This is a genomic window from Streptomyces sp. SID12488, from assembly GCF_010548275.1.
Taxonomy (GTDB): Bacteria; Actinomycetota; Actinomycetes; order Streptomycetales; family Streptomycetaceae; genus Streptomyces.
Map to the genome: position 1 here is coordinate 204236 of NZ_JAAGLT010000003.1, position 17975 is coordinate 222210.

Genomic DNA, 17975 nt, shown 5'->3' on the forward strand with positions numbered 1-17975 from the left:
CATCGTTCATGCCGCCGTTCACGCGGTTCGCCTTTTGTGCCGTCCACGAAGTGCCTGGAGCGGCGGGTAGAGCCATTTCTTGAAGAAACGCTGAAGGCGCGGCATGAGAATCCAGGTGACGAGTGCCGTCACGGCCAGACACAGCAGTAGAGTGCGAATGAGCGCATTTACGCCGCCGAGGAACGGAAGAATGGTCAGATTGAATATGAGCACAGGTGGAAAAACCGCACTCATATTCACGAACCAGAGCTTCCACTTGTCCGGCGGGCGCGGTGGAGCGGCCGGTGCCGGGGCGGTGGCCGGTGAGTCCGTCTGGGATTCGAACCACACCTTGGAGCCCTGGACGGTACGGCATCCGGTCTCCCGGGCGAGCCCCTCCACCCTGGCCGCCCACTGCGCCCAACTGGCGGAGTTCTCCCAGGCCAGGGCCGTACTCTCACTGTCGAAGCGGTAGACCACATGCCACTCCGCCTCTCCGTCGACAAGCACACCACCCCCCAGAAAACCAGGCTCGCGCGCCCTCGCACGCAGCACGGCCCACCCCCAGGAGTGGAACTCGGTCTCGCGGCCGGGGATCACTTGATACGCCACCGTGATGGTGACGGGATTCCTGGTCACATCGTCGTATACGCAGCAAGAACCGATCACGCTCAAATCTTCAACGAAGATTTTCGAAACCTCCGCGAGGATGTCCGGAAGGTTACTTTTTATCGGCTTTTAGGTCGGCTTGCCGTGTTCTTTCGAGTGATACCCGGGGTAACTTTTCTGGAATTCAGGAAAGGGCTTGCCCGGGGGAGCGGGAAAGCTGCACGATCGATATTCGATCGGCATTCGATCGTCATCCGGCCGATGTGAGGGAGTTCTATGTCCAGGTACGACTGGGATATGACCCACGAAGGAATCGAGCGGGCCCGGTCCGTGATCGAACCCGTACGAAAAGAAGTGACCGCCCACCCGATTTACCAGCGGATAAACACCAGGGAACACATGGCGACGTTCATGGAACACCATGTGTTCGCGGTATGGGATTTCATGTCCCTGCTCAAGTCGCTGCAACGGGAGCTGACCTGTGTCGACGTCCCCTGGGTGCCGCGCGGGTCGGAGGTGAGCCGGCGCCTCATCAACGACATCGTGCTCGTGGAGGAGAGCGACGAGCTGAACGGCGGCTTCACCAGCCACTTCGAGCTGTACCGCGCCGGCATGGGCGAGGCGGGGGCGGACACGTCCCGTATCGACACGTTCGTCGCGCTGGTGGGAGAGGGGCACGACGTGAACTCGGCGTTGCGGGTCGCCCAAGTCCCCGGCCCCGCAGCCGAGTTCGTCCGCACCACGTTCGAGATCATCGACGACCGGCCACTGCACTGCCGGGCCGCGGCCTTCGCCTTCTCCCGGGAGGACCTCATCCCGGACATGTTCGACCAGGTCATCAAGGAGGAGGGGACGGACCGGTTCCCCCTGTTCCGCGACTACCTGTCCCGCCACATCGAGGTCGACGGCGAGGAGCACACGCCCATGGCGATGCAGATGGTCGCCGACCTGTGCGGTACGAGCGACGAGCACTGGGCGGAGGCGGCGGAGACGGCGACGGACGCGCTGGAGGCGAGGGTGCGGTTGTGGGACGGGGTGCTGGAGGGGATGGGGTGACCGGGGCGGGGATTTTCCCACCCGCCTGCCTGGTTCCGGTCCGGCTGCCGGGCGCCCTTCAACCTCTCTGGGCCGGCGAGACCTATTCCGGGGCCTCGCCGAACCGGGCCAGCGCCAGCGCGCCCACCACGGCGACCCCGAACCCCGCGACCGCCAGCCACCCCAGCCCCTCCCGGGTTCGGTCCCCCAGCCACACCACCCCGATCAGCGCCGGCCCGATCGTCTCCCCGATCACCATCCCCGCCGTCGGCACGGTCACAGCACCCCGCTGCAACGCCGACGTCAGCGCGAGAAACGCCGCCCCGCCCCCCAGCACCAGCGCGTACACCGCCGCGTTCCCCATCAACGCCCGCACCGACACCTCGTCGATGAGCCGCACCGACACCTCGACCACCCCGAACCCGAACCCGGCCGCCAATCCGAGCACCAGTCCCCGTCCCCGCTCCGGCAGCCGCCCGCCCAGCAACCCCAGTACCAGCACGCCCACGGCGGTCGCGAGCATCGCGTACCTCAGTGCGTCCGACCCCGCCCGCTCGCCCTCCGTCCCCGACGCCAGCCCCAGCATCCCCAGCCCGGCGCACACCACCCCCACCGCGGCCCACTCCACCCCGCTCAGACGTACCCGCAGCAGCCGGGCGGCGACCACCGCGGTGACGGCGAGACTCGCGGCCAACGCCGCGCCGACGGCGTAGATCGGAAGGGACCGCAGCGCGGCGATCTGGAAGACGAAGCCGAGCCCGTCCAGCGCCAGCCCGGCGATGTACCGCCACTGCCGCAACGCCCGCAGCAACAAGGCCGCGTCGCCACCCGGGCCGCCACCCCCCGAGGGGTCGGTACCGGCCGCCGCCCGCGCGGCCACCGCCTGCAACACCGTCGCCGTACCGAAGCAGACCGCCGCGCTGAGCGCGCACACCATTCCAAAGAGCACAAAGCGACTCTAGGTGGGCAGGAGACGGGCGGGGGCGGCCGGGGCCAGGTGTGTACCGTCCTTGGGCGGTCCTTAAGCTGAGCCGACTTCAAACCGAGCCGAACGTCAACGGGGAGACAAGAACATGGCTGACGCACGCAGACAACCCGGCAGAAGACTCCGCTCGGGCACCGTCGTACTCGGTGGCATGGGCCTTCTCGCCGCCGCCCTCACCGCCTGCTCCTCCGACGACCCCGACAAGCGCTGTGTCGACCGCGACAGTTATAACGCGGCCAAGGGCTACAAGGTCGTCGCCGACAAGAACTGCAAGACCACCACGACCGTCAACGGCGCCCACTACTACGGCGGCAAGAAGAAGTCCGGCTGGGTGAAGGGCGGCTCCTTCACCAAGTCCGGCAAGTCCGGCAAGGGCAGCGGCAGTTCGAGTAGCGGTGACGACAGCAGCAGCCACACCGGGGTCTCCCGCGGCGGCCTCGGCGGCGGCGACGGCAGCTCGGGCGGCTGAGCCCGTCATGCAGCGCCGCACGATCGAACCCCGTCCCGACTGGCAGCGGACCGTCGAGGCGCAGGGGCTCATCTACCCGCTCACCCGCCACCCCGACGACTCCCTGCGCCCCTACTGGGACGAGAGCGCGTACTACGTCTTCTCGCTCCCGGAGGTGGAGGCGCTGGAGGAGACCGTCGAGGAACTCCACGGCATGTGTCTCGCGGCGGCCGACCACATCGTCACCGCGAACCGCTTCGCCGACCTCGGCATCACCGACCCGCGCATCGCGGCAGCGGTCGCCGAGGCCTGGCACCGCCGTGCCGAACTCCCGTCCGTCTACGGCCGGTTCGACCTCCGCTACGACGGCACGGGCCCCGCGAAGCTCATCGAGTACAACGCCGACACCCCCACCTCCCTCGTCGAGGCCGCCTCCCCCCAGTGGTTCTGGATGGAGGACCGCTTCCCGGGCGCGGACCAGTGGAACTCACTCCACGAACGTCTGATCGCCGCCTGGCAGAAGCAGGCCGCCCTCCTCCCGCCCGGCAGCCCCCTCCACTTCGCGCACTCCGCCGCCGACGAGATCGGCGAGGACCTGATGACCGTCGCGTATCTGAAGGAGACGGCGGAGCAGGCGGGCCTCGACACCGACTGGATCTCCGTGGAGGAGATCGGCTGGGACGCGCTCTCCGGCCGCTTCGTCGACAACCAACTCCGGTTCATCCGCAGCTGCTTCAAGCTCTATCCGTGGGAATGGCTCACCACCGACGAGTTCGCGGACCATGTCCTCGACACCCTGGACAACGGCGGCGGCACGGGCAGCACCCTGTGGATCGAACCGGCCTGGAAGATGCTCCTCAGCAACAAGGCCCTCCTCGCCGTCCTCTGGGAGCTCTACCCGGACCACCCCAATCTCCTCCCCGCCTACCTGGACGGGCCACGGGAACTGGCGCACACGACCGGTTACGTCACCAAGCCGCTCCTCGGCCGGGAGGGCGCCGGCGTGACGATCCACAAGCCGCACACCGCTCCCGCCCCCGCTCCCGCGAGCGTCGAAGAGCCCTGCTGCTACCAGGAGTTGGCACCCCTGCCCACCTTCGACGGCAACCACGTCGTCCTCGGCGCCTGGGTCGTCGAGAACGAGTCGGCGGGCCTCGGCATCCGCGAGTCGGCCGGCCTGGTCACGGACGAGTACGCCCGCTTCCTGCCCCACGTGATCCTCTGACACCCGCCGCTCCTGTGTGGGCGGGCGTCGCTCGCATGGTGGACAGGGCGGCTCGGCCCTCCGGCCTGCCCGGTAGGCTGACCGGCGGGCCGTGACTGGCGCGCTGGGATGGGACCGACCATCGGGAAGCGGCCCCAGGACCCCGAGCAACCCGTTGCCGGGGTCCGTGAGTGAGTGCCGTGCGCCTGGGCCGAGCCGTGAACGCCGAACGCCACGTCCGGAGGTCCCCATGTCAGCCGAGCCCCTCTCCACCGAATCCACCGCCTTCCGCAGCGCCCTCGACGTGATCCGCGCCGTCGAGCCCCGCGTCGCCGACGCCATCGGCCAGGAGGTCGCCGACCAGCGCGAGATGCTCAAGCTGATCGCCTCCGAGAACTACGCCTCCCCGGCCACCCTGCTGGCCATGGGCAACTGGTTCAGCGACAAGTACGCCGAGGGCACGATCGGCCGCCGCTTCTACGCCGGCTGTCGCAACGTCGACACCGTCGAGTCGCTCGCCGCCGAGCACGCCCGCGAACTCTTCGGCGCCCGGCACGCCTACGTCCAGCCGCACTCCGGCATCGACGCCAACCTCGTCGCCTTCTGGTCCGTCCTCGCCGACCGCGTCGAGGTCCCGTTCCTGGAGAAGACCGGTGCCCGCCAGGTCAACGACCTCTCCGACGCCGACTGGGCCGAGCTGCGCCAGGCCTTCGGCAACCAGCGCATGCTCGGCATGTCCCTGGACGCCGGCGGCCACCTCACCCACGGCTTCCGCCCCAACATCTCCGGCAAGATGTTCGACCAGCGCTCCTACGGCACCGACCCGGCGACCGGCCTCATCGACTACGAGGCGCTGCGCACGACGGCCCGCGACTTCAAGCCGCTGATCATCGTCGCGGGCTACTCCGCGTACCCCCGGCTGGTGAACTTCCGGATCATGCGCGAGATCGCCGACGAGGTCGGCGCGACCCTCATGGTCGACATGGCGCACTTCGCCGGCCTGGTCGCGGGCAAGGTCCTCACCGGTGACTTCGACCCGGTCCCGCACGCCCAGATCGTGACGACCACCACGCACAAGTCGCTGCGCGGCCCGCGCGGCGGCATGGTCCTGTGCGACGACTCCCTCAAGGACCAGGTCGACCGCGGCTGCCCGATGGTCCTCGGCGGCCCCCTCCCGCACGTCATGGCCGCCAAGGCCGTCGCCCTCGCCGAGGCCAGGCAGCCCGCCTTCCAGGACTACGCCCAGCGCATCGTCGACAACGCCCGCGCCCTCGCCGAGGGCCTGATGAGCCGGGGTGCCACCCTCGTCACCGGCGGCACCGACAACCACCTCAACCTGATCGACGTCGGCTCCTCCTACGGCCTCACCGGCCGCCAGGCCGAGACCGCGCTCCTCGACTCGGGCATCGTCACCAACCGCAACGCCATCCCGGCCGACCCGAACGGCGCCTGGTACACCTCGGGCATCCGTATCGGCACGCCCGCGCTGACCACGCGAGGCCTGGGCACCGCCGAGATGGACGAGGTCGCCGGTCTCATCGACCGCGTCCTCACCGCCACGGAGCCCGGCACGACCAAGTCGGGCATCCCCTCCAAGGCCCAGCACATCCTCGACCCGAAGGTCTCGGACGAGATCTCCCGCCGCGCGACCGACCTGGTGGCCGGCTTCCCGCTGTACCCGGAGATCGACCTCGGCTGAGGCGGACGCGTCCCAGGAGGCGTAGCGGTCCTGGAGTCCCGCCGGGGTGCCCTTTCGAGGGCACCCCTCGGGCAGCGCTACAAGTCGATCAACTCCTGACGAGGCCCCGGTCGGCGTCCCTTGCCCGACCCGGTCGGCTGGATCCGCGAGGCGAACGGTCGAAGGACCAGCGCCAGAACCGCGCCGGCCGCCGCGCCCGGTATCGCCCACCACCATTCTGTGGCGTGGGCCGCGCGGGTCGGGGTGGCCGGCGCCGAGGCCGCGGTCGGTGCGGTGGCGTCCCCGGCCGCCGGCTCCTGCGGTGCCGGGGGAACTATTGCTGACCCTTCGGGGGACGCTTTGCCCAGGACTCCGAGCTGCCTGAACAGCGCGCGCAGCTCGGCCGGTCGGTCGGCCTTGTGCCAGTAGCCGGTCAAGGACTCCATGTCGTCCGTCGTGTGGATCCAGACGTCCTTGTTGTTGCCCGGCAGTTTCGGATAGACACGGTCGTAGCGCCACGGCGTTATGTCGTGGGCCATCCATGTGACGTTGATCTGCTGCCCGGCCTCCTCTTCGAACTCCTTGGGCTTTTCGAGAACGTCGGCGGTCGAGGCGCCCAGCAGGCGGACCAACTCGCCGTACTCCTCGTGCGAGTAGTACAGAGCCGTGCTCTCCGCGCTCTGCGGTGAGACCACCAGGACGCTGGTCGGCCCGCCCGCCACCGCGGACGGTGCTGCCAGCAGAACCCCGGCCAGAGCCAGCACCAACGCCCCTGTCGCCGCGGCCAGTTCACGAATCCCGCGCATCCCAACCCCCTACCAACAGCAGTCGAGCCGCGTACGAACCGCCCGCACGCCGCCTGTCACTTCTGGTACACCGCTCGACCCGCCGAGGTTCCCACTCCGCACCCACCGATCGACCTCATCGGCCTAATCGGCGGACTTCGCGATTTCCAGCGCCCGGGCCTGCGAAGCCACGCCCTCCAGTCGGAGCGTCACCGTCACATCCCTGGAGTCTCCCGGGCCCCCGGCGTCCCCGGTGTCGCCCGCCGCCCCCTCGTGGGTCCACAGCAGCGTCGGCCCCGCCGTCCGCTGCGAGCGGGTGAAGTGTTCGCCCGTCTCGTCCACCAGCCAGAGGCTCAGCAGGTGCGGGCGGGGGAACCACAGGGCAAGGTCCCGCGGGTTGCCGTCGGACGACGCGTCGCCGCTCAGCGACAGCCACGCCGGTTGCTCCTGCACCGTCTTCGTGAACCCGATGTCCAGCCGCGCCGGATACTCGTCGAGCCGGATCGTGCGTCCGTTCTCGTGCCAGCACAGGCTCATCAGGAACCGCCCTACGGGCTCGCGGGTGACCTCCACGGTGTCCGGAGCACCGAGCGCGTCCGGCACGAGCGGGGCGAATCCGGCGCGCTCCCCGGCCTGAGCGAGCGACACCGACCGTCCGCATCCGGGCGCCTCGGCTCCCGGCGAGGGCACCGCCGACGGGTCGTACCGCACCTCGACCCCGCCGAAGCCGAACCAGTCGAAGACGGCGGCCCGGACCGGGGGCGTCAGCACGAGCACCGTCAGCAGACCGCACAGGGCGGCTACCAGCGTTCGCCTGCGCACCCGCGCCCAGCGCCGGACCGTCCGCCAGCGCTCGCCGATCCCGGACGCGCCGATCCCGGACAGGTCCGCCCCCGATGCTCCGGTCCTCGGCGGCTCGGCCACCGGCACGGGCAGGTGCTCGGCCAGTATCTGTCCGAGCACCCGCTCGACCATGGTCTCGGAACCGGCCTCGCCCGGCGTGCCCAACGACCGCCCGAGCGCCCGCAGTTCCTCGGGCAGCCGGGACACCTCGCCGCGCGCCTCCCCAGCCCCGCGCAGCCCCGTCCCACCGCCGGTCCCTCGGGAGCCGACCCCCCACCACCCACCACGAGAGCTGCCCCGTACACCGGCACCGCCCGACGCCTTCGGTACGCCCGTACCGAAAGCCGCGCCCGAACGAGACGTGTCTTTGTCGCCCGCCCCCTGGCCGACGCCGCCCGGCAGTTCCCTCGCGCCGGCGCTGCGAGCGCCCCCGGAACCGGCCTCCTCCAGGCCGTCCGCCCCGTCCGCCGTGCCGTCCGACTGCCCGGCTACGCCGATACCGCGAGCCCCACTCGAACCGGAACCGGCCCCGGTACCCCCTGGGCTGTCCGCCCCCAGCCCCGGGCCCTCCGCCTCTCCGGACAGCCCGCCCTCGCCGCCGTACACCTCGCGCTCCTCGTGCCCCATGCTCTCGTCACCCACGCTCACTACCTCCCTCCCCAGCCCCGTCCCGATCCCGAGGCCGGAAATCCGGCAGCAGTCGGCTCAGCTTCCGCAGGGCACGGTTGAGGCGGGACTTCACCGTGCCGCGGGGCCAGCCCAGGGCCTGAGCCGTTTCGGGTTCGTCCATTTCCAGCAGGTAGCGGTAGGTGACGACCAGGCGGTGTTCCTCGCTCAGCCGTTCCAGGGCGGACTGGAGGGCCGCGCGGCGCTCCGTTTCCAGTGTCGCCAGCGCCGGGTCCGCCGATTCCGGTATCAGCGGCTCTGCGCCCACCAGGCATGCCTCCCGGCCGGCGAGCGTGCGCTGGCGCGCCGCCGTCCGGACTGTGTTCCTCGTCTCATTGGCGACGATTGACAGCAGCCACGGCTTGAACGCCGCGCCGTCTCTGAATCGCCCCAGCGCGCAGTACGCCTTGACGAAGGCCTGCTGCACCACGTCCTCCGCGTCCGCACCGGCGCCCAGAGCCGTGGCCGCCCTGAGTGCGAGAGCCGTATGAGCGCGGACCAACTCCGCGTACGCCTCCGGCTCTCCGGCGCGTACGCGTGCGATCACCGCAGCCTCATCGACGATGCGGCCCCCCTCCCGCGTCCTCACATCTTTGGTACACCGCTCGACCCGGATCGGTTCCCACCCGCGTCCAAGCAGTTTCCGATTCTGTTTCCGATCAGTGGTCGACCCGTGTCCGTACCCGTACCGGAGCGGGCCCCGATACCTGAGAGAATGGGGAGCATGGCTTCAGACCGTCCCCGCGTGCTCTCCGGGATCCAGCCCACCGCAGGCTCGTTCCACCTCGGCAACTACCTCGGCGCCGTACGCCAGTGGGTGGCCCTGCAGGAGTCCCATGACGCGTTCTACATGGTCGTCGACCTGCACGCGATCACGGTCCCGCAGGACCCGAAGGAGCTCACGGCCAACACCCGGCTGGCCGCCGCGCAGCTCCTCGCGGCCGGGCTCGACCCCGACCGCTGCACGCTGTTCGTCCAGAGCCATGTCCCCGAGCACGCGCAGCTCGCCTGGATCATGAACTGCCTCACCGGTTTCGGCGAGGCGTCCCGGATGACCCAGTTCAAGGACAAGTCCGCCAAGCAGGGTGCCGACCGGGCGAGCGTCGGGCTGTTCACGTACCCGATCCTCCAGGTCGCCGACATCCTGCTCTACCAGGCGCACGAGGTGCCGGTGGGCGAGGACCAGCGCCAGCACATCGAGCTGACCCGTGACCTCGCCGAGCGCTTCAACGGCCGTTTCGGCGAGACCTTCACGATCCCGAAGCCGTACATCCTGAAGGAGACGGCGAAGATCTACGACCTTCAGGACCCGTCGATCAAGATGAGCAAGTCGGCGTCCACGCCCAAGGGCCTCATCAACCTCCTCGACGAGCCGAAGGCCACCGCAAAGAAGATCAGGAGCGCGGTCACGGACACGGACACCGTGATCCGCTTCGACCCGAAGGAGAAGCCGGGCATCAGCAACCTGCTCGGCATCTACTCGACCCTCACCGGCACGGATATCGCCGAACTTGAGCGGACATACGACGGCAAGGGCTACGGTGCGCTCAAGGTGGACCTCGCCGATGTCGTGGTCGACTTCGTGACGCCGTTCCGGGAGCGCACCCAGCAGTATCTGGACGACCCGGAGACACTCGACTCGATTTTGGGCAAGGGTGCTGAGAAGGCACGGGCCGTCGCCGCGGAGACGCTCGCCCAGACGTACGGGCGAGTGGGTTTCCTGCCCGCGAAGCACTGAGAAGCACCGAGTATCACTGGGAAGTGCTGGGGAGCACTGAACCGCAGTCGCATGGGTACCTGTACCACCGCACGGCGCACGAAGCGGTATCAGAGCGCTGCACATCACTATGGTTGCGCCTGCCCGCAGACCCGCCGTGGCCGTACAGTCGATAGCCGACCGGTACGAGCAACAGCCCATATGAGCAATACGGGCACCAGCAACACCGCACACGCGACACCGCACGAGTAACACCGGGACGACGAACAGGAGACGACGTGGGGACCGTAACGATCGGTGTGTCGATCTCGGTCCCGGAGCCCCACGGCAGCCTGCTCCAGGAGCGGCGTGCGGGCTTCGGCGACACCGCCGCACACGGTATCCCCACCCATGTCACCCTGTTGCCGCCCACGGAAGTCGACTCCGAGGCGTTGCCCGCCATCGACGCGCACCTCGTCGAGGTGGCCGCCACGGGCCGGCCCTTCCCGATGCGGCTCTCCGGGACGGGCACCTTCCGGCCGGTGTCGCCCGTTGTGTTTGTCAAGATCGTCGAGGGCGCCGAGGCCTGCACCTGGCTGCAGAAGCAGGTCCGTGACGCTTCCGGGCCGGTGGCGCGCGAGCTCCAGTTCCCGTACCACCCGCATGTGACGGTCGCGCACAGCATCGCCGAGGAGGCGATGGACCGCGCCTTCGCGGAACTCGCCGACTACGAGGCCGACTGGCCCTGCACCGGCTTCGCGCTCTACGAGCGGGGGCCCGACGAGGTGTGGCGCAAGCTGCGCGAGTTCACCTTCGGCGCGGCCGTCGTGCCGCCGCAGGCGGCCCATGTGGAGCGCGGCCCGCTTCCGACCAGGTAGAACCCCCCAAAAACCACCACCATCAGGCGCTTCCGGGGTACAAGGTCATCATGGACTGGCTGAAGAAGCTCCCCGGCGTCGGACCGATCGTCGTCCGACTGATGACCACGCACGTGTGGCGGTCGTACGAGCGTCTCGACCGCGTGAAGTGGTCGCGACTGGCCGCGGCGATGACCTTCATCAGCTTCGTGGCGCTGTTCCCACTCCTGACCGTGGCCGCCGCGATCGCCGCCGCCACGCTCAGCACCGGACGGCAGAACGAGCTCCAGGAGAAGATCGCCGAGCAGGTGCCCGGCATCTCCGAGCAGCTGGACATCAACGGTCTGGTCCAGAACGCCGGCACGATCGGGGTGATCGCCGGTGCCGTGCTGCTGTTCACCGGCATCGGGTGGGTCGGCTCGATGCGGGAGTGTCTGCGGGCGGTGTGGGAGTTGCCCGAGGACGAGGGGAACCCCGTCCTGCGCAAGGTCAAGGACACGGGTGTGCTGGTCGGGCTCGGTGGCGCCGTCCTCGTCACGATCGCCGCGTCCACCATCGCCTCGGCGGCGGTCGGCTGGACGGCGCGGGGACTGGGCATCGACGAGGCGGGCTGGGGCGCGGTCCTGCTCCGCCTCGCGGCGTTCGCGGTCGCGGTCCTCGCCGACTTTCTCCTGCTCCTGTACGTCCTCACGCTGCTGCCCGGCGTGGAACCGACCCGGCGTCGGCTGTTCGTCGCCGCGCTGATCGGCGCGGCCGGCTTCGAACTGCTGAAGCTGCTGCTCAGCAGCTATATGCAGGGGGTGGCGGCGAAGAGCATGTACGGCGCGTTCGGTGTGCCCGTGGCGCTGCTGCTGTGGATCAACTTCACGTCGAAACTCATCCTGTTCTGCGCGTCCTGGACGGCGACGGGGCCTCCGGCGTCCGAGGCCGAGCCCGAGTCGTCCGTGCCTGAAGGCTGAGGCTGGTGCAGCCCAGGCCGTGTTTCCCACCCACCCGCCCGTTCACCGCCTGTGTCCAGCTCGGGCAACACCTCTTCAGCGCCGGCCGACACCAATCAGCCCGTCCGGCGTTTGAGGACGAGGCCCCTTCAGGGCCGAAAGCGGGGGCCTGGGGGCACAGCCCCCAGGGATGGGACGGGTAAGGGCGGCGGGGGCGAGGAATCCCCGCGCCAACCCCCACCTCACCGCCGACGCCGCACCAGCTCCGGCAGCGGCCACCGCCGGTTGATCAGAAACGCGCCCCCCGCCAGGACCACGACCACCCCACCGGCGATGCCGAGCGCGACACCCATCCCGCCCCCGTCCGACCCGGCCCCGGAGGACGCCTGCGCGACCGGGGACGCGGAGGAATCGCCCTTTCCGGACCCGTCACCCTCGCCGCCCCCCGCCTCTCCGGAGTCGGAACCGGGGTCCGCGGTATCCGTCGAGCCCGGCTGGGCGCTCGCCCCCTCCGCCCCCTTGGGCGCCACCAGCTCACCCACCGGCTGCACCTTCCCGGACGCCCTGAAGCCCCAGTCGAGCAGCCGCGCGGTCTCCTTGTAGACCTCGTTGTGCTCGCTCTTCTCCGGGTTCATGACCGTGACCAGCAGCACCTTGCCACCCCGCTCGGCAACCCCCGTGAAGGTCGCGCCCGCGTTGGTGGTGTTGCCGTTCTTCACGCCCGCGATGCCCTGGTACACGGAGATGTCCGAGTCGCCGGCGAGCAGCCGGTTGGTGTTCTGGATCTCGAAGGACCCGCGAACCAGCTTCCCCTTCTTGTCCTTCTTCGTCTCACCGGGGAATTTGGCCGAAACGGTCGAGCAGTACTCGCGGAAGTCCTTCTTCTGCAGCCCGGAACGGGCGAACAGCGTCAGGTCGTACGCCGAGGACACCTGCCCCGGCTCGTCGTAGCCGTCGGGGCTCACCACGTTGGTGTCGAGGGCCTGCAGCTCCTCCGCGTGCTTGTTCATCTCCTTGACCGTGGCGCCGACGCCACCGTTCATGTGGGAGAGCACATGCACCGCGTCGTTGCCGGAGCGCAGGAAGACGCCGAGCCACAGGTCATGGACCGTGTACGTCTCCTTCTCCTTTATGCCGACCATGCTGGAGCCCGCGCCGACGTCCGCCAGCTCGGCGGACGTGACCTTGTGCTTCAGCGTCCTCGGGAACTTGGGCAGCACGGTGTCCGCGAACAGCATCTTCAAGGTGCTCGCCGGGGGCAGCCGCCAGTGCGCGTTGTGGGCGGCGAGCACATCGCCGGACTCGGCGTCCGAGACGATCCACGAGCGGGCGGTGATGTCCTTGGGGATCACCGGTACCCCGTCGGCGAGGTTCACCTGCGTCCCGGCCTGCGCGAGCCGCTTCCCGCCCACGGCCGACATCTTCGCCGGGGGAGTCACCGACGGTGAGGCGCTCGGCGTCGGCTTGGGGGCCGCGAACGCCGGTACGGGCGCGGTCAGCGCGGCGGTCAACAGGGTGGCGGAGGTGACCAGCAAGGTTCGCTTGGCGGTCTTTTTCGAGGCGGGCACGTCGGAGAACGTACATGTACCAGCCCGCGAAGTTGTACCGCCCCCGGGGCGAACCCGCCAACCGCCCTCGCCACCCCGGCCGCGGGTCCAGGTACCGAGCGGCGATACTGAACCCATGCTGTGCTCTTCCGGGGGACGACTCCCGGACCCCCGGCCGACTGGGCCGGATCGAGTTGCCCGGTGAAGTGATGAAAGGCCCTTTTTTGTGAAGCTCAGCCGCCCCGTCTCCTGGTTCCTGCTCGCCTTCGGGGTGTGGAGCTGGGTCATATGGGTCACTTTCATCAAGAATCTGGTCAAGGACGGCAGTGGTCTCGCGTTCAACGACGCGGGCACTCCGACCGCGTACTTCTGGGTGCACCTGGTGCTCGCGGTCGTCTCCTTCGTATTGGGGACGATCGTCGGGGGCATCGGGTTGCGCGGACTGCGCGCTTTGCGCCAGACCTCATAACGGGGGACACATCCGCATGGTCATCGTTTTCCTGCTCGCCGCCGTCGCCGCTCTGGTGGGGCTGCACTGGTACGTCTGGCGCCGCCTGGTGCGCGACACGACCGCCGGCCCCGGCCTCGCCCGCCGCGTCGGCACGGTGGTGTTCGTCGCCCTGCCCGTCATGATGGTCGCGGCCCTGGCCGCCGAGCGCGGCGGCGCGCCCTTCTGGCTCCAGCGCACACTGGCCTGGCCGGGCTTCCTGTGGCTGGCCCTGTTCATCTACCTGGGGCTGGCGCTGATCGCGGGCGAGCTCGTACGGCCACTGCTGCGACGGTTCCTGGAGCGGCGCCGACCGGCCGAGGCACCCGTACCGCCGTCCGTACCGCTCCGCAGGGCGGAGACCGTCCCGGCGGGAGCACCCGAGCCCCCGGAAGCCGTCCCGGGGACCCCCGACACACCCGATACACCCGACACCCCGGATTCCCCCCGTCTCCTCGCCGCCCCCTCCCGGCGTCTCTTCGTCTCCCGTGTGGTGGCCGGCGCCGCGGCCGCGACCGCCGTCGGGACCGTCGGATACGGCACATACGGCGTCGTGCGCGGCCCCCGCGTGAAGCGCGTCACCGTGCCGCTGGCCAAACTCCCGCGCGGCGCCCACGGGTTCAGGATCGCCGTAGTCAGCGACATCCACCTCGGGCCCGTCCTCGGCCGGGGTTTCGCGCAGAAGGTCGTCGACACGATCAACTCCACCCAGCCCGATCTGATCGCTGTCGTCGGCGACTTGGTCGACGGCAGTGTCAAGGACCTCGGGCCGGCAGCCGCCCCTCTCGCCCAACTCCGGGCGCGGCACGGGGCGTTCTTCGTGACGGGGAACCACGAGTACTTCTCCGGCGCCGAGGAGTGGGTCGAGGAGGTACGGCGGCTCGGTCTGCGCCCGCTGGAGAACGCGCGCGTCGAACTGCCCGCCTTCGACCTCGCCGGTGTCAACGACATCGCCGGTGAGAGCGAGGGCCAGGGCCCCGACTTCACCAAGGCGCTCGGCGACCGGGACACATCGAGGGCGAGCGTGCTGCTGGCCCACCAGCCGGTGCAGATCCACGACGCCGTCGACTTCGGTGTCGACCTCCAGCTCTCCGGCCACACCCACGGCGGCCAGCTGTGGCCCGGCAACCTCGTCGCCGACCTCGCCAACCCCACCCTCGCGGGCCTGGAGCGGTACGGGGACACGCAGTTGTACGTCTCCCGGGGTGCCGGCGCATGGGGTCCGCCCACGCGGGTGGGGGCACCGTCGGACATCACCGTGGTGGAACTGGCGTCCAGGCAGGCCTGATCACAACCGCCCTCGGTCAGGTGAACACAGGCTCGACGGCCGCTGGTTGGATCACTTGTCGGTTCAACCGGCCGACCGGCCTCCGGGAGGTATGAAATTGCGGTCGACGGTCATGTACTGGTCGGCGGTGGTCCGCCGTGTCGCGCCCGCCGCCGGGTTGGTCGCGCTCGTGGTCGGCGGCGCCATGCTCGCGGTGCTGCTCGTGGGCGACGGGGCGCCCGTCGCGTCGGCGCTCGGACAGAGCACGCTCGCCGGGCTGATCTGCGGTGTCGCCTTCTTGCTGGTCGTACCCGTGCCGGACACGGTCGCCGCCGCCCGCACAGCCTCCCACTACGGGCTGCCGCTGGAGCCGGCGGCGGCGCGTCTGCCCGCCGTCCGCCGGGTAGTGGCCGACACTCCGGGCATCACGGCGTTCCAACTGGCCGACAGTGCCCTGCACACCATCACGAAGGCGCAGACCCCGGTGGTCGCCGAGGTGCTGGAGTTGGGGCACGGAAAGGTGTCCCTGATCTGCGGGACGCCGTACGGCCCTCAGGTCCAGGTGTCCATCGACATCGCCGTCACCGACGGCAGGGCCGTCGCGGTCATCACCTGCCGGCCCACCACCAGTTGGAAACGCCTTGACGGCGGGGCGAGTTGGGCGATTGCGGGCGCCCTGGAACATCATGTGCGGGCGGCTCTGCCCGAGCGCTGACCGAGGCCTGAAACCCGCCGGTAACAGGTCGTCAGTAACGTCTTTCCCATCTCGCAAGAAGCCCCTTCCTCGCGTTAAACACCTGTGATTAGGTGATCAGCGCCACAGGGGAGTCGCCTGTGCAGGGGGCCTGGGGAGGGCACACCGATGCGCTCGGTACGCATGCGGATTCTCGCGGCGCTGCTCATTGTTTCGGCCGCGGGAGCGGTCGGCTGGCAGCTGATGCCGACGGGGGCCGACCACGGAAAAACGATCACCGTCGGCACCACCGACTCCGTGACCGCCCTCGATCCGGCCGGCGCCTACGACGCCGGTTCCTGGGCTATGTTCAGCAACGTCTTCCAGTCACTGCTGACCTACCGGCCGGACGGCACGGCCCCCGTCCCGGACGCGGCGAAGAGCTGTGGCTTCAAGGGCTCCGGCCTGCGCACCTACGTCTGCGTCCTGCGTGACGACCTCGACTTTCCGAGCGGCCGGAGGATGACCGCCGAGGACGTGAAGTTCTCCTTCGAGCGCGTCAAGCACATCAACTCCGACGTCGGCCCCGCGTCCCTGCTCGGCACCCTCGCCTCGGTCGACGCCAAGGGCCTGACGGTCACCTTCCACCTCAACTCACCCGACGCCACCTTCCCGTTCAAGGTGGCCACCGGAGCCGGTGCGATCGTCGACCGCGAGCGCTATTCGAAGGACGGCCTGCGCACCGACACCGGCGCCGACGGCACCGGACCGTACGTCCTGAAGACGTATACGAAGGAGAAGCAGGCGCTCCTCGAACCCAACGAGCACTACAAGGGCGCCGTGAAGAGCACCGGCCGCCCCATCCGCCTGCGCTACTACGCCGATCCGGCGGCCCTCGACAAGGCCTGGAAGGCGAAGCAGATCGACGTCGCCACCCGCCAGTTGCCGCCCGCGGTCCTCGCCGGACTCTCGCCCAGCGACCCCGGCCAGCAGGTCATCGAGGCCGCCAGCGCCGAGACCCGCAACCTCGTCGTCAACGTCCGCGCGAGCTCCCCCCTCCACGACCCGCTCGTCCGCCGCGCGTTGGCCTGGCTGGTCAACCGGGAGGAACTCGCCGGCACGGTGTACCAGGGGACGGCCGAGCCCCTCTACTCACTGATCCCGGCAGGCCTCACCGGCCACACCACCTCATTCTTCGACGAGTACCCCAAGCCCAACGTCAAGCGGGCCCGCGCTCTGCTCACCGAGGCGGGCGTGGAACTCCCGGTCAGCTTCACCTACGGCTACGCCAAGGGTCGCGGCGTCGCCGCCGAGGAGGCGGCCCTGCTGAAGCGGCAGCTGGAGAAGGGCGGCCTGTTCAAGGTCACCGTCAAGGGCTACGAGTGGACCGACTACCAGAAGCGGTACGCGGCGGGGAAGCTGGACGCCTACGCCGTCGGCTGGGTCGCCGACTTCCCCGACCCGGACACGTTCACCGGTCCGCTCGTCGGCACCGGCAACAGCATGAAGAACGAGTACAGCAGCAAGAAGGTGGACCGGCTGATCCTGGACAGCCGCCAGTACGCCGACCGCGCCCGCGCCGCCCAGGACTTCCGCGCACTCCAGCAACTGATCGCCCAGGACGTGCCCGTCATCCCGCTGTGGCAGCGCAAGGAGTACGTCGTCAGCAGCGTGGACGTCAGTGGCGGCCAGTACCTCTCGGACGGCACCGGGGTTTTCCGGCTCTGGACCCTCGACTGGATCTGACCGGGTCCGGCTGCCCGTTCCGGCTGCCCCGTCCGCCTGACACGGACTAGGTGACGCTGGGAGGGTACCCAAAGCAGCATCAGATGTGCTGATGGTGTGGACCGGGTGAGGAGCAGACGTGTTGAGGCGCAACTCCTTCCGGCTGCCCCGGCACCCGGCGTCCGTCGAGCTCGCCCGGCGCCGGGTACACGACCACCTGGCCGACTGGGGACACAGCACCGACGGCCCGGCGCTCACGGACGCCGTCCTGCTCGTCTCCGAGCTGGCGACCAACGTCGTACGCCACGGCCCCCTCCTTGAACCGGAGTTCGAGGTCGCCGTCACCGCACTCTCCGACGGCTCCTGCCTCATAGAGGTCTCCGACGAGAGCACCACAGAACCCCGCCTCCGCCCGGTGACGGACTGGGAGGAACACGGCCGCGGCCTCCACCTGGTCGAGGACATCGCGGAGGCCTGGGGGGTCTGGAGCAGGGGACGACACGGCAAGACGGTATGGGCACTGGTCACAGCGCCGGGATAAGGGCGCCCCGCA

The 17975-nt window shown here is 69.6% G+C and carries 18 protein-coding genes; 12 read left to right on the plus strand and 6 right to left on the minus strand.

The features are described 5' to 3' along the window. Window positions 1-18: 18 nt before the first annotated feature. Window positions 19-654 carry an antibiotic biosynthesis monooxygenase gene (locus G3I56_RS07015; RefSeq protein WP_164407998.1) on the minus strand — a complete coding sequence of 212 codons (636 nt, stop codon included), beginning with the start codon at window positions 652-654 and terminating at the stop codon, window positions 19-21. Window positions 655-885: 231 nt separating this feature from the next. On the opposite strand from G3I56_RS07015, the gene G3I56_RS07020 reads away from it, so the two are divergent. Next, on the plus strand, window positions 886-1644 hold the full coding sequence (locus tag G3I56_RS07020) for a DUF3050 domain-containing protein (protein ID WP_164407999.1): 759 nt from the start codon (window positions 886-888) through the stop codon (window positions 1642-1644). An 82-nt stretch (window positions 1645-1726) separates the two neighbouring features. On the opposite strand, the gene G3I56_RS07025 is transcribed toward G3I56_RS07020, so the two are convergent. After that, the gene (locus G3I56_RS07025; RefSeq protein WP_164408198.1) at window positions 1727-2560 is read right to left on the minus strand and encodes a hypothetical protein; all 834 of its coding nucleotides are present in this window, start codon (window positions 2558-2560) and stop codon (window positions 1727-1729) included. Between the two features lie 136 nt (window positions 2561-2696). On the opposite strand from G3I56_RS07025, the gene G3I56_RS07030 reads away from it, so the two are divergent. From G3I56_RS07030 to G3I56_RS07040, 3 genes are all read left to right on the plus strand, one after another. Then, complete coding sequence (locus tag G3I56_RS07030) at window positions 2697-3077, plus strand: hypothetical protein (protein ID WP_164408000.1); 381 nt, start codon at window positions 2697-2699, stop codon at window positions 3075-3077. A 7-nt stretch (window positions 3078-3084) separates the two neighbouring features. After that, the gene (locus tag G3I56_RS07035) at window positions 3085-4281 is read left to right on the plus strand and encodes a glutathionylspermidine synthase family protein (RefSeq protein ID WP_164408001.1); all 1197 of its coding nucleotides are present in this window, start codon (window positions 3085-3087) and stop codon (window positions 4279-4281) included. A gap of 229 nt (window positions 4282-4510) precedes the next feature. Further along, window positions 4511-5959, plus strand: a complete 1449-nt coding sequence (locus tag G3I56_RS07040) for a glycine hydroxymethyltransferase (RefSeq protein ID WP_164408002.1) — start codon at window positions 4511-4513, stop codon at window positions 5957-5959. A gap of 77 nt (window positions 5960-6036) precedes the next feature. Here G3I56_RS07040 and G3I56_RS07045 read toward each other — a convergent pair whose 3' ends face one another. The 3 genes from G3I56_RS07045 to G3I56_RS07055 all read right to left on the minus strand — a co-directional run bounded on the left by G3I56_RS07045 (window position 6037) and on the right by G3I56_RS07055 (window position 8779). Next, a complete protein-coding gene (locus G3I56_RS07045; protein ID WP_239134754.1) occupies window positions 6037-6744 on the minus strand; it encodes a hypothetical protein in 708 nt (235 codons plus the stop codon). Window positions 6745-6867: 123 nt separating this feature from the next. Next, window positions 6868-7803, minus strand: a complete 936-nt coding sequence (locus tag G3I56_RS07050) for a hypothetical protein (protein ID WP_164408200.1) — start codon at window positions 7801-7803, stop codon at window positions 6868-6870. Between the two features lie 397 nt (window positions 7804-8200). After that, window positions 8201-8779, minus strand: coding sequence for a sigma-70 family RNA polymerase sigma factor (locus G3I56_RS07055; protein WP_164408003.1), 579 nt, complete (start codon window positions 8777-8779; stop codon window positions 8201-8203). Window positions 8780-8956: 177 nt separating this feature from the next. On the opposite strand from G3I56_RS07055, the gene trpS reads away from it, so the two are divergent. The 3 genes from trpS (at window position 8957) to G3I56_RS07070 (ending at window position 11744) form a co-directional block, all read left to right on the plus strand. Continuing rightward, complete coding sequence (gene trpS / locus G3I56_RS07060) at window positions 8957-9970, plus strand: tryptophan--tRNA ligase (protein WP_164408004.1); 1014 nt, start codon at window positions 8957-8959, stop codon at window positions 9968-9970. A gap of 257 nt (window positions 9971-10227) precedes the next feature. Further along, window positions 10228-10806 carry a 2'-5' RNA ligase family protein gene (locus G3I56_RS07065; RefSeq protein ID WP_164408005.1) on the plus strand — a complete coding sequence of 193 codons (579 nt, stop codon included), beginning with the start codon at window positions 10228-10230 and terminating at the stop codon, window positions 10804-10806. A gap of 50 nt (window positions 10807-10856) precedes the next feature. Continuing rightward, window positions 10857-11744 carry a YihY/virulence factor BrkB family protein gene (locus tag G3I56_RS07070; protein ID WP_164408006.1) on the plus strand — a complete coding sequence of 296 codons (888 nt, stop codon included), beginning with the start codon at window positions 10857-10859 and terminating at the stop codon, window positions 11742-11744. A gap of 221 nt (window positions 11745-11965) precedes the next feature. On the opposite strand, the gene G3I56_RS07075 is transcribed toward G3I56_RS07070, so the two are convergent. Beyond that, complete coding sequence (locus G3I56_RS07075; protein ID WP_343239883.1) at window positions 11966-13291, minus strand: D-alanyl-D-alanine carboxypeptidase; 1326 nt, start codon at window positions 13289-13291, stop codon at window positions 11966-11968. Window positions 13292-13496: 205 nt separating this feature from the next. Here G3I56_RS07075 and G3I56_RS43635 point away from each other — a divergent pair, with 205 nt between their 5' ends. From G3I56_RS43635 to G3I56_RS07095, 5 genes are all read left to right on the plus strand, one after another. After that, window positions 13497-13739 (plus strand): hypothetical protein, encoded by a 243-nt coding sequence (locus G3I56_RS43635; protein ID WP_343239884.1) that lies wholly within the window; start codon window positions 13497-13499, stop codon window positions 13737-13739. Window positions 13740-13755: 16 nt separating this feature from the next. Then, window positions 13756-15045, plus strand: coding sequence for a metallophosphoesterase (locus G3I56_RS07080; protein WP_164408008.1), 1290 nt, complete (start codon window positions 13756-13758; stop codon window positions 15043-15045). 91 nt (window positions 15046-15136) lie between these two features. After that, complete coding sequence (locus tag G3I56_RS07085) at window positions 15137-15739, plus strand: hypothetical protein (RefSeq protein WP_164408009.1); 603 nt, start codon at window positions 15137-15139, stop codon at window positions 15737-15739. A gap of 147 nt (window positions 15740-15886) precedes the next feature. Continuing rightward, on the plus strand, window positions 15887-17443 hold the full coding sequence (locus G3I56_RS07090; RefSeq protein WP_164408010.1) for an ABC transporter substrate-binding protein: 1557 nt from the start codon (window positions 15887-15889) through the stop codon (window positions 17441-17443). A gap of 118 nt (window positions 17444-17561) precedes the next feature. After that, window positions 17562-17963 (plus strand): ATP-binding protein, encoded by a 402-nt coding sequence (locus G3I56_RS07095; protein WP_164408011.1) that lies wholly within the window; start codon window positions 17562-17564, stop codon window positions 17961-17963. Window positions 17964-17975 lie beyond the last annotated feature (12 nt).

Excerpts from the sequence above, each read along its gene's own strand:
- G3I56_RS07020 (WP_164407999.1), top strand. The coding sequence starts at position 886 with ATGACCCACGAAGGAATCGAGCGGGCCCGGTCCGTGATCGAACCCGTA.
- G3I56_RS07025 (WP_164408198.1), bottom strand. The coding sequence starts at position 2,560 with ATGGTGTGCGCGCTCAGCGCGGCGGTCTGCTTCGGTACGGCGACGGTG.
- G3I56_RS07030 (WP_164408000.1), top strand. The coding sequence starts at position 2,697 with ATGGCTGACGCACGCAGACAACCCGGCAGAAGACTCCGCTCGGGCACC.
- G3I56_RS07035 (WP_164408001.1), top strand. The coding sequence starts at position 3,085 with ATGCAGCGCCGCACGATCGAACCCCGTCCCGACTGGCAGCGGACCGTC.
- G3I56_RS07040 (WP_164408002.1), top strand. The coding sequence starts at position 4,511 with ATGTCAGCCGAGCCCCTCTCCACCGAATCCACCGCCTTCCGCAGCGCC.
- G3I56_RS07045 (WP_239134754.1), bottom strand. The coding sequence starts at position 6,744 with ATGCGCGGGATTCGTGAACTGGCCGCGGCGACAGGGGCGTTGGTGCTG.
- trpS (WP_164408004.1), top strand. The coding sequence starts at position 8,957 with ATGGCTTCAGACCGTCCCCGCGTGCTCTCCGGGATCCAGCCCACCGCA.
- G3I56_RS07070 (WP_164408006.1), top strand. The coding sequence starts at position 10,857 with ATGGACTGGCTGAAGAAGCTCCCCGGCGTCGGACCGATCGTCGTCCGA.
- G3I56_RS07080 (WP_164408008.1), top strand. The coding sequence starts at position 13,756 with ATGGTCATCGTTTTCCTGCTCGCCGCCGTCGCCGCTCTGGTGGGGCTG.
- G3I56_RS07085 (WP_164408009.1), top strand. The coding sequence starts at position 15,137 with ATGAAATTGCGGTCGACGGTCATGTACTGGTCGGCGGTGGTCCGCCGT.
- G3I56_RS07090 (WP_164408010.1), top strand. The coding sequence starts at position 15,887 with ATGCGCTCGGTACGCATGCGGATTCTCGCGGCGCTGCTCATTGTTTCG.